At 62.9% G+C, this 8,799-nt stretch carries 8 protein-coding genes and 1 tRNA gene; 1 reads left to right on the top strand and 8 read right to left on the bottom strand.

All coding sequences use genetic code 11. The features are described 5' to 3' along the window. Positions 1 to 173 precede the first annotated feature (173 nt). The 7 genes from GRX03_RS14010 to GRX03_RS14040 all read right to left on the bottom strand — a co-directional run bounded on the left by GRX03_RS14010 (position 174) and on the right by GRX03_RS14040 (position 6,252). Positions 174 to 695, bottom strand: coding sequence for a chemotaxis protein CheD (locus GRX03_RS14010; RefSeq protein WP_159764829.1), 522 nt, complete (start codon positions 693 to 695; stop codon positions 174 to 176). A gap of 2 nt (positions 696 to 697) precedes the next feature. After that, complete coding sequence (locus GRX03_RS14015) at positions 698 to 1,912, bottom strand: chemotaxis protein CheC (RefSeq protein ID WP_159764830.1); 1,215 nt, start codon at positions 1,910 to 1,912, stop codon at positions 698 to 700. Between the two features lie 2 nt (positions 1,913 to 1,914). Continuing rightward, positions 1,915 to 2,274: a chemotaxis protein CheY gene (gene cheY / locus GRX03_RS14020; protein ID WP_159764831.1), complete on the bottom strand. Its 360-nt coding sequence runs from the start codon at positions 2,272 to 2,274 to the stop codon at positions 1,915 to 1,917. A 97-nt stretch (positions 2,275 to 2,371) separates the two neighbouring features. After that, entirely contained in the window at positions 2,372 to 3,082 is a 711-nt protein-coding gene (locus GRX03_RS14025; RefSeq protein WP_159764832.1) for a DUF7500 family protein, read from the bottom strand. A gap of 75 nt (positions 3,083 to 3,157) precedes the next feature. Beyond that, positions 3,158 to 3,781: a methyltransferase domain-containing protein gene (locus GRX03_RS14030; protein WP_159764833.1), complete on the bottom strand. Its 624-nt coding sequence runs from the start codon at positions 3,779 to 3,781 to the stop codon at positions 3,158 to 3,160. 87 nt (positions 3,782 to 3,868) lie between these two features. Then, positions 3,869 to 5,743 carry an alpha/beta hydrolase family protein gene (locus tag GRX03_RS14035; protein ID WP_159764834.1) on the bottom strand — a complete coding sequence of 625 codons (1,875 nt, stop codon included), beginning with the start codon at positions 5,741 to 5,743 and terminating at the stop codon, positions 3,869 to 3,871. A gap of 212 nt (positions 5,744 to 5,955) precedes the next feature. Continuing rightward, positions 5,956 to 6,252: a hypothetical protein gene (locus tag GRX03_RS14040; protein ID WP_201289247.1), complete on the bottom strand. Its 297-nt coding sequence runs from the start codon at positions 6,250 to 6,252 to the stop codon at positions 5,956 to 5,958. A gap of 232 nt (positions 6,253 to 6,484) precedes the next feature. On the opposite strand from GRX03_RS14040, the gene GRX03_RS14045 reads away from it, so the two are divergent. After that, positions 6,485 to 6,555, top strand: a tRNA-Gly gene (locus GRX03_RS14045). Positions 6,556 to 7,079: 524 nt separating this feature from the next. Here the strand turns inward: GRX03_RS14045 and GRX03_RS14050 are convergent. Beyond that, on the bottom strand, positions 7,080 to 8,799 hold a 1,720-nt coding region (locus tag GRX03_RS14050), incomplete at its 5' end, for an NAD+ synthase (protein WP_201289248.1).

Consider the following 8,799-nt stretch of genomic DNA (forward strand, 5'->3'; position numbering starts at 1 on the left):
TATTGTTTCTGGTATCGCAATTGATAATACGAGTTTAATTTTGCCATTATTTTTTCGGAACTTTCTACATTGCGCCGAAAGAAACGTCCGACTTTTCTTCCAGGGAGTTTCAGCGCTGAGAATCGTCAGACACGGATCGGCGTCTGTCAGCCGTCTGACGGGGGCGCGGGGAGCTACAGCCGCTGGTCCTCGCGGTTCGCGCTCTTGACTAGGAGGTTGCCCGTCTCGGTTTCGAGTCTGAGCGACCGGCCGTGGTCGCCCCCCACATCCTCGCCTACGATGGGGATATCTGCAGCGGTGAGCGTCTCTCTGACCTGCGTGATGTTGCGGTCTCCGATGCCCGAGCCACCCTCAGAGAAGTCGAGCATGTCGCTCCCGCCGGCGATTTTCGCTTCGAGTTCGCCCGCGTCGGCACCGGCGGCCTCCATCTCGTCGATGAGGAGTTCGGTGCCCGTGTCGGCGAACTTCGCGGGCTTGCCGTCGTCCATCTCGTCCGCGACCGGCAACATCACGTGAATGAGTCCCGCGATGTTGGTCGGGTCGTGATAGAGCGCGACCCCGACACAGGAGCCCAGTCCGCTGGTCGTCAGCTCTGCGGTCTCCGTCGTTACTTCGTACTCCGCGATCCCGACCTTGATCCGTTCCGGCCGAGAGTCGGTCGCTTGCTCGGTCTGACTGCCGTCGTACACCTTCATGATCAGAAGATCTGTCCGGCGTCGGCGTCGGTCTTGTCCGCCCGTTCGACGTCGAGTTCGTCGAGCGCTTCTCGAAGCTCCTGTTCGTTCGGCAGCGCGTGAATCTCGCTCTCGAACTCGACTTCGTCGGTCTTCATCTTGGAGTCGATAACGAACGCGTGCTGTTGGTGCTGGCCGAGTTGGGCCGCCAGCGGGTCGATGATCGCACGCCCCATGTCGTGAACCAGCCGGGGTGGGGTGTGATCGACGGACTGCTGGAGCACGTTCGCCCAGCCGTCGACGAAACCGCTGGTCATGATGTTACCGAGCTCCTCGATGGCCATCTTGTGCTGTTCGGTCAGTTCGTCGCTGTCCATCTCGACGGGCATCAGTCCCTCGGCGACGGTGATCGCCGACTGCTCGTCGAACAGCACGAGCAGGAACCCGCTGGGCGCGCCGGTGAACTCGACTGCCGTCCCGACGAAGGTCTCCTCGCCGAACTGCCGCGGAACGTCCTCGATCGGGACGAACGAGATCTGTGACACCTCGGCCTCCGTCTCGATGCCGGACATCTGTTGGACGTTCTCCGCCGCGCGCTCGGTCCCTTGTTGTGTCATCTGGTTGAACACGGCCAGTTTCTCGATGGGAATGGCGTCGGCGTCGGTCTCGGCGTATTCGGCCATCAGCTCCGCCATCGGCTCGTACTCGGGAAGCATGTAGATGAAGAAGTTCACGCTCTCGCCCTCCCAGCCGATCTCACTGCGGAAGACGAACAGTTGATCGTGCTCGCCGGTCTCGGGCCCGTCCGGGAGGATCTCCGCACCCTCGCCCTCGATATATCCCGGTGGCGTGTGTTCGATGCTCGCACCGAGATGTTCTGCCCAGCCGTCGATGAACCCGCTCATCATGATGTTCCCGACCTCCTGTACGGCGGATTGTCCCATACTGTCGTCGGTGGACGCGCCGGGCATCATCGACTCGACGATCTCTTCGGTCTGGCCCCGCTCGAAGACCAGAACGGTATCGCCACTCAGCGCGCCCTCGAAGCCGAACTCGACGCCGACGAACGATCCCGCACCGAGTTCTTCACCGATATCGGCCCGGTCGATCAGCGAGATCTTCGTCACGTCGACAGTCGCGTCGATGCCCGTCATCTGAGCCATCGACGCGGTCGCTTCCTGTGCGCCCTCGTGGGCTAACCGGTTGAATGTGTCGAGCGACTGAACATCGATCTTCATCGCTACGACGGGACGACGTCCTGGATTGCTTCCATCACGCTGGGTTTCTGGAAGGGTTTGGTGATGTACCCGTCGGCACCGGCCTTGACGGCCTCTTTCATCTTCTCTTCCTGGCCGACACTCGTGCACATGATGACGTTGGCACTGGGATCGGTGTTTTTGATCTCGTCGGTCGCTTCGATCCCGTCCCGGATCGGCATCACGATGTCCATCATGACCAGGTCTGGTTTCTCCTCTTTGAACACCTCGACGGCCTCGACGCCGTTTTCGACCTCCCCAACGATAGTGTGGTTCTCTTCGAGAATCTCGCGGAGGAGGTTTCGCATGAACTCGGAGTCGTCGGCAATCAGTACTTCTGCCATATCTGCTCACTCAGTGGTTCCGCGAACATCCAAATAAATGCTTCCCGTTAATTATCGGCGTTGATACTAGCAAAACCAAGCGGAGCCGACCACTCGCTCAGAGTTTGACGCCGTCGTCGTCTCGGACCGCTTCGAGGAGGTCAGCGATGGTGTCGTTCGGTCCCAGATCGGTCGATTTGACGAGGTTCTCGACGCTCTCCGGCGGGTACCGAATCGGGACGTTCGATTCCATCAGCAGGATGCCGAGCACCTCTTCGACCGGCATGTTGCTGTCGACCTGCTGACCGTACCACAGCATCAGGCTCTCGAACACCGTGATCAGGTCGTTCGATTCGAGCCGGCGCTGGCTGACCGCCCCGTCGAACTGAGCGGTCACGTCGAAGGCGTACTTCGAGTTACTTCGTTCGTATTTCTGTCGGAGCCATCGGCGGACATCTGATTCGGTGAGCTGACCGTGTTGGCTGCCCTGGGCGCTCGGTTGATTCCTCGGCCGACGGTTTCCGGGCTGGTTGCCGCCGCGACCGGCAGCGCCACCGGCCTGGCCGCCCTGACCCCCCGGGGCAGGCTGACCGCCCGACCCACCGCGACCGCCGCCTCCGCCCCGTTGTGGGTTCTGCGCGGGATCACCACCGCCCCGTGACTGATTGCCCCCGCTTCCCGTCCGCGTTTCCGGCGAGACGACGAACCGTCCCTCGTCGATCTGCTCGACGTGCTCGCTCTCGGTGATGTCGAGCTCGTTCGGGGAGAGGATCGCCCCCTCGTCGGCGCGACCCCCGTTGTTCGTGTCGTCGCCTGACCCCTCGACCATAGTGGTACTCTGTGAGCCAACCCTAAAAGTATGTCTCCCGTTATCGACAGTGGTAGCTGGTCACACGGGACGGCGTTACCGGTCCGGTACCGTCGCGATGGTCGTGATCGCCCGCGGACTGTTCGCGCTGGCCTGCTGGATGCGATGCTCGAACTCCTCGAATCCCGCCTCGGTGAACATCCGGTCGGCTTCCTCCTCGTCGTAAAACAGCATAATCGCGTCGGCCATCTTCTGAAAGACGGTGTTGTTCGGATAATCCGGCCCCACGATCAGTACCGTACTCCCGGGCTTGCCGACACGGCGACACTCCCGGAGCGCGGTGACCGGGTTGGGCCAGTACTCGATAGAGCCCGACGACCAGACGATGTCGAAGGTATCGTCGGCGAAGGGCAACCGCTCGGCGTCTCCCTTGTGAAACCGGACCGGGCCGCGCTTGCCGAACTTCTGGTATGCCTTCGAGAGCTGGTGGGGGCTCTGATCGAGTCCGTAGATCCGTTCTGTGTGCTGGAGCAGCCCTTCGGTCGCAAACCCCGTCCCACAGCCGATATCGAGGACGCGGTCCTCGGGACCGATATCGAGCCAACTGATCGCCTCGTCACGCATCTCCTCGTTCCAGATGAAGGGATTGATCCGGTCGTACACCTGCGAGAGGTACTTGTAGAAGGTGCGTGCGCGTGCCTTGTCTTCCAGAACGCCCATTGGGGTAGTATTCGACTCTGCGGATATAATTCTCGGGATTCCGGCTCCCGCCGCCGGGGTTACGGTCCCGGCAGAGCGGATCGGTGTTCAGTCGTCTGCTTCCGTGTCGACGCTATCCGGGCCGGTTCCACTCAGGCGCTGTGAGAGCAGATACCCCAGTCCGCCGGCACCGCCGAGCGCGGCCGGGATTCCGAACCCGGGACCGCTTCCATCGGAGCTATCCCCGCCGTCGTCCCCGCTTTGGGTGTCGCTTCCATCGCTGTCGGTCGTGCCGTCGGATCCGTCCGCGCTGTCGGTTCCGTCTTCGCCGTCCATGTCCTCGCCGTCCATCTCGCTGTTGCCGGTCCCGGCGTCGGGGAGTTCGCTACTCGCTGGCACGGACAACTGCACCGTCGTGTCAGCGCTAATCTCGATCCCAGCGTTGTCGTCGGACGGTCGGTAGATCGACCCGCCGAACAGATCGATCACCTCCGCGGAGGTGAGTTCGTCTTCGCGGGCGCTCATCGCGACCCGTAGCGTATCGCCGGCTTCGAGGTGGCCGTGGACGCCGAACAGTTCGAGTTCGATCTCGCCGCCCTCGGTCACTGCGAGCGGGGTTACCCGATCCTTGATCGTCACGGCCTCACCGTCACGGACCCGCTGGAGCGCGACGAACAGGTGACTGCGACCCTCTCCGGTCGGGGTCGCCTCGAACTGCACAGTCGGGAGTCCGAGAATCTCCGTCGATTCCTCGATGTCGATGTCGACGCTCGCGACGTTTCCGTCGGCCCCGCTGAGTTCGACCGCCTCGGAGATGGTTCTGGATGTCGACCGCTCCGGATGCGGGGGGAACTGGTCGGCGGCCGCGAACTCGTCGGCCGCCCGGTCGTAGTAGTGCAGCGTCGACACGTCCGGATCTCCGTCGCCTTTGAGGTGGGCTTCGTGCCACTGCAGCGCGAGCTGATCGACGAACTGCGCCGACGTGTCCGACCCCGGCGGGTACGAATCCGGCTGGCCGAGGACGTGGGTGCCGTCCTGGCCGAGCACCAGTGTCGCCTGGCTGCCGTCGGTCTGCAGTTTCCGGAAGTTTCGCACTCCCTCGTTGATCGGGAACAACTGGTCCGTGAGTTCCGGAACCAACAGCGCGGGCGTATCCTCGATGGCGTCGTACGTGACCGGCGACCGCTGACGATAGTACTGCCGGTCTGCTTGGGTCATATACCCCCGTTCGAGGATGCCGTTTGTGGTCTCGGTGTTGCTCTCGGCGATGTTTCCGCTCTGGGCTCCGAATTCGAGGGCCTGGATCCATCCCCGTTTGATTACGCCGTTGGGCGCGAGCGACTGTGCGAGATTGTTCCACGTCGCCCGCGGGACGATGGCGTTCAGCCGGTCGTCCGCCGACGCCGTCCTGAGCTGGATCCCACCCCCGTAGGAGGTGCCGTCCATGCCGATGACGGGGTCGTTCTCCCCTTCGGTCATCACCGCGTCCTGATTCGCCAGATAGTCGATCAGCGCGCTGGCATCTCGCCGTTCGAGTTCGCTCGTCGAGTTGACCTGGCCGCCCGAGCCCTGTCCCTGGTTCTCGCCCTGTCCGAACCCCCGGGAGGTGTACGCCAGGACGACGTATCCCCGACTCGCGTACATCTCCGCGAGCGGTACGTCCTCGGAGTACTCACTCTCCCCGTCGGGAAGTGTCGTGAGGTCCTTCTTGCTGCCGCCCCATCCGTGGGTCATCAGAATCGCGGGATGTGGGCCCTCAGCGGTCGGTTCGTAGTACGTCGTGTCGAGTTCCGTCCCGTCGAAGGATTCGATCCGCCGCTCCTCTTTCTCGAAGGTTTGCTGGCCGAGCCCTAACGCTGACCCCCGTCGGGCGAACGGATCGACGTTCGTTACGCTTGCGAGTCCCCCCAACCCGGCGGCCGCGCCGATATACTTCAGCACGTTCCGCCGCGTCTCTGCTGGCAGGTTGGTCTCGTCTACCATACTACCATTGGACTCTCGTAATGCACACTTGAAGCTTCGGTCACACATGAGAGCGTATATTTAAATCGGGATTGCACAGTAAGAAATAGTCGAGCTGGCCACTACAGCGTACGAGTTTGGTAGCACTCCGATGAACACTGTACGATACAGAACAGCGCCGTACGGTACACCAGAGTTATATCTTATTCACCGCGGTGCGGTCAGGTACGCGATTACGCAGGCTCGGGCTGGAAGATGTCGGGTTCGGGACTGCCCCCGACGTTGATGATGCCGAGTAGCCCTTTTCTGGCGACGCGGGTCAGCGCGTGGTCGACCAGTTTGATCGGACCGGGCACCGGCGTGTCGATCTCCGCGATGGCGACACTCCCCGGCACCACGGGCGCGGTCTCAATGTAGTGGTCGGGGTCGGACGCAACTGCGCCGTCGCGGTAGAACGTCTCCCAGACGTTGCCGATGGCGTGCCAGGAGCTGGTGAGGTTGGGCCCGCCGTTGGCGTGGAAGATCCGCACTCAAATTTCGATTATAAACACACCAGTATAAATTCAAGTTGTGTCCTGGCTCGACGAGAGCGACGACCCTTCGCCGTGTCGACTTGGGTTTCAGAGGGTGTGGTACTTGTCACAGCGGTGTCACCGCTGGGAGAGGTCAACGGATGTGTCAGTTCGAGTTATCGCTTCGGACTCATCGGATCACAATCCACAGGATTTGTAAGCGTTGCCACGGATGTTTCGCATGGGGCGAGCGCCGGTGGTCTAGTGGTAGGACATGAGCTTCCCAAGCTCATAGCCCGGGTTCAATTCCCGGCCGGCACAGTTCTGCGAGGAACGGACGTGACGAGCGAACGAGCAGGCAAGGGAATTGAGCAAGCGAGTCGCAGTCCCGGAACGGCGCGAAGCGCCGGACGCCCGGAACGTCTCGCCCAGTTCAATTCCCGGCCGGCGCATCTCGTTCCTCCTTCCGGTCGTCACTCGATGCGCCGCCCGTAGATTGCGAAGCCTCCGGCTTCGCTCACTCCCCGCCGGCGCTGTTTGTACGAACGCAGTGAGCAACGCAATCGCCAACGGGAATTGAAGTAGAGCACTCGCGCGCATCGGAGCAGTGAGCAACGCAATCGCCAACGGGAATTGAAGTAGAGCACTCGCGCGCATCGGAGCGAGCACGTCTGCGCGTGGTTCGATTCCCGGCCCGGCCAGCGCACTCCTCCGAGGAGTGGGGGTGACGAGCGAGGCAACTCCGAAATTGAATCACGCAAATCCAAGCGCTAGCGGGAATTCGTACCCAGGTTCGAGTCCTGCTCAGCGCAGTGAGGGAGGTTTCCGGCGAACAGCCGACCGGGTCAGTCTGTCTCGGCGGACATCGTCTCTTCTCCGCGTTCCAGCACGGCTTCGTAGCTCGCCGCAATCGGGTATTTCCAGCCCCGGTCGAACGATTTTCCGGTGATCCGAAGCGGCGGCGGCGTCTGCCAGCGTTTGAACTCCGAGCGGGCGATTCGTGAGAGGGCCTCGTCGACGACGTGGTCGGGAAACTCCGCGCGCAGGTCCGCACCCGTCACCTGACCGTGGATGTAGGACTTGAGAACGGGGTCGAGTTGGTCGTACGGAGGGAGTTCGTCCTCGTCGGTCTGGCCCTCGCGAAGCTCCGCAGTCGGCGGTTTCTCGATCACCCGCTCGGGAATCACGGGTTCCGACCCGACCGGAGGATCGTCGTTGTAGTGGTCGGCGAGGTCGTAGACCAGCGTCTTGTAGCAGTCCCCGAGCGGCGCGAGCGCGCCCACTGCGTCGCCGTACAGCGTGCAGTAGCCAACGGCGGCCTCGCTTTTGTTGTCGGGGGTGAGGACGAACGCGTTACGCGCGTTGGCGAGCGTCATCAGGACGACACCGCGGGCCCGAGCCTGGATGTTCTCCGCTGCGAGACCATCGACGACCTCTCCGGTCGCGGACTCTATCGACGCTTCGAGCGTCTCGATAGCGCCGCCGACCGGCACAACGTCGAACTCGATTCCGAGCGCATCGGCGACGGCGCGGGCGTCCTCGATACTCTGGTCGCTCGTAATCGTGCTCGGGAGGGAGACGCCGTAGACGTGGTCGGGACCGAGAGCGTCCACTGCGAGCACGGTGGCGACCGTCGAATCGACGCCGCCGGACATGCCGATGATAACGTCCGAAAAGCCCGTCTTGGCCATGTAATCACGCAGTCCAAGACGGAGGGCCTGCCGGGCCTGCCCGGCCCGTGACTCGCGCATCGACACCGACCCGACGGGGATCTCCCCAAACGGGTCGACCGTCCGAACGGCCTCCTCAAACGCCGGAAGTCGTTCGAGAACGTCGCCCTCGCGGTCGAGCACCAGAGAGTTGCCGTCGAAGATGATGTCGTCGTTCCCGCCGACCTGGTTGGCGAATACGACAGGCAGGCCGGTGTCTTTCGCGTGTGCACCGAACCGGGTGACCCGAGACTGCGGTTTGCCGAGCCTGAACGGCGAGGCTGAGAGCGTGACGATCAGTTCCGCTCCGGCGGCTTCGAGTTCGGCCAGCGGGTTCGTTCCGTGGCGGCGCTTCCCGGTGATCGACGCGTCGTGCCACGCGTCCTCACAGATGCTGACGCCGACCGTGACGCCGTCTACGTCCACCGTGAGCGGCTCCGTCCCCGGGTCGAAGTACCGGTGCTCGTCGAAGATATCGTAGGTCGGCAGGAGCCGTTTGGCGTACCGGTCGCGTCGTTCGCCGTCGGCGAATACGACCGCGCTGTTCTGTAACGGCGGTCCGCTCTGTGCCGGTGACTCGGTCGCGGCGCCGACGATCATCGCGGGACCGTCTTCGGTGAGCGTCGCGAGGCGCTGCAGCGCCGCCTCCTGTTCGGCCAGAACGCCGTTTCGGTGGAGCAGATCACGCGGTGGATAGCCGAGTACGGCGAGTTCCGGCGTGACGACCAGATCCGCGCCCGACTGAGCCGCGGCGTCGAACTGCCGTTCGAGTCGGTCGAGATTCCCAGCCACATCGCCGACTGTCGGGTCGTGCTGGAGTAGCCCTACCTGAAACGATTGTGGCATTCGAATGGTA

It is taken from the genome of Halovenus carboxidivorans, assembly GCF_009831575.1.
GTDB lineage: Archaea > Halobacteriota > Halobacteria > Halobacteriales > Haloarculaceae > Halovenus > Halovenus carboxidivorans.

Excerpts from the sequence above, each read along its gene's own strand:
- GRX03_RS14010 (WP_159764829.1), bottom strand. The coding sequence starts at position 695 with ATGAAGGTGTACGACGGCAGTCAGACCGAGCAAGCGACCGACTCTCGG.
- GRX03_RS14015 (WP_159764830.1), bottom strand. The coding sequence starts at position 1,912 with ATGAAGATCGATGTTCAGTCGCTCGACACATTCAACCGGTTAGCCCAC.
- cheY (WP_159764831.1), bottom strand. The coding sequence starts at position 2,274 with ATGGCAGAAGTACTGATTGCCGACGACTCCGAGTTCATGCGAAACCTC.
- GRX03_RS14025 (WP_159764832.1), bottom strand. The coding sequence starts at position 3,082 with ATGGTCGAGGGGTCAGGCGACGACACGAACAACGGGGGTCGCGCCGAC.
- GRX03_RS14030 (WP_159764833.1), bottom strand. The coding sequence starts at position 3,781 with ATGGGCGTTCTGGAAGACAAGGCACGCGCACGCACCTTCTACAAGTAC.
- GRX03_RS14035 (WP_159764834.1), bottom strand. The coding sequence starts at position 5,743 with ATGGTAGACGAGACCAACCTGCCAGCAGAGACGCGGCGGAACGTGCTG.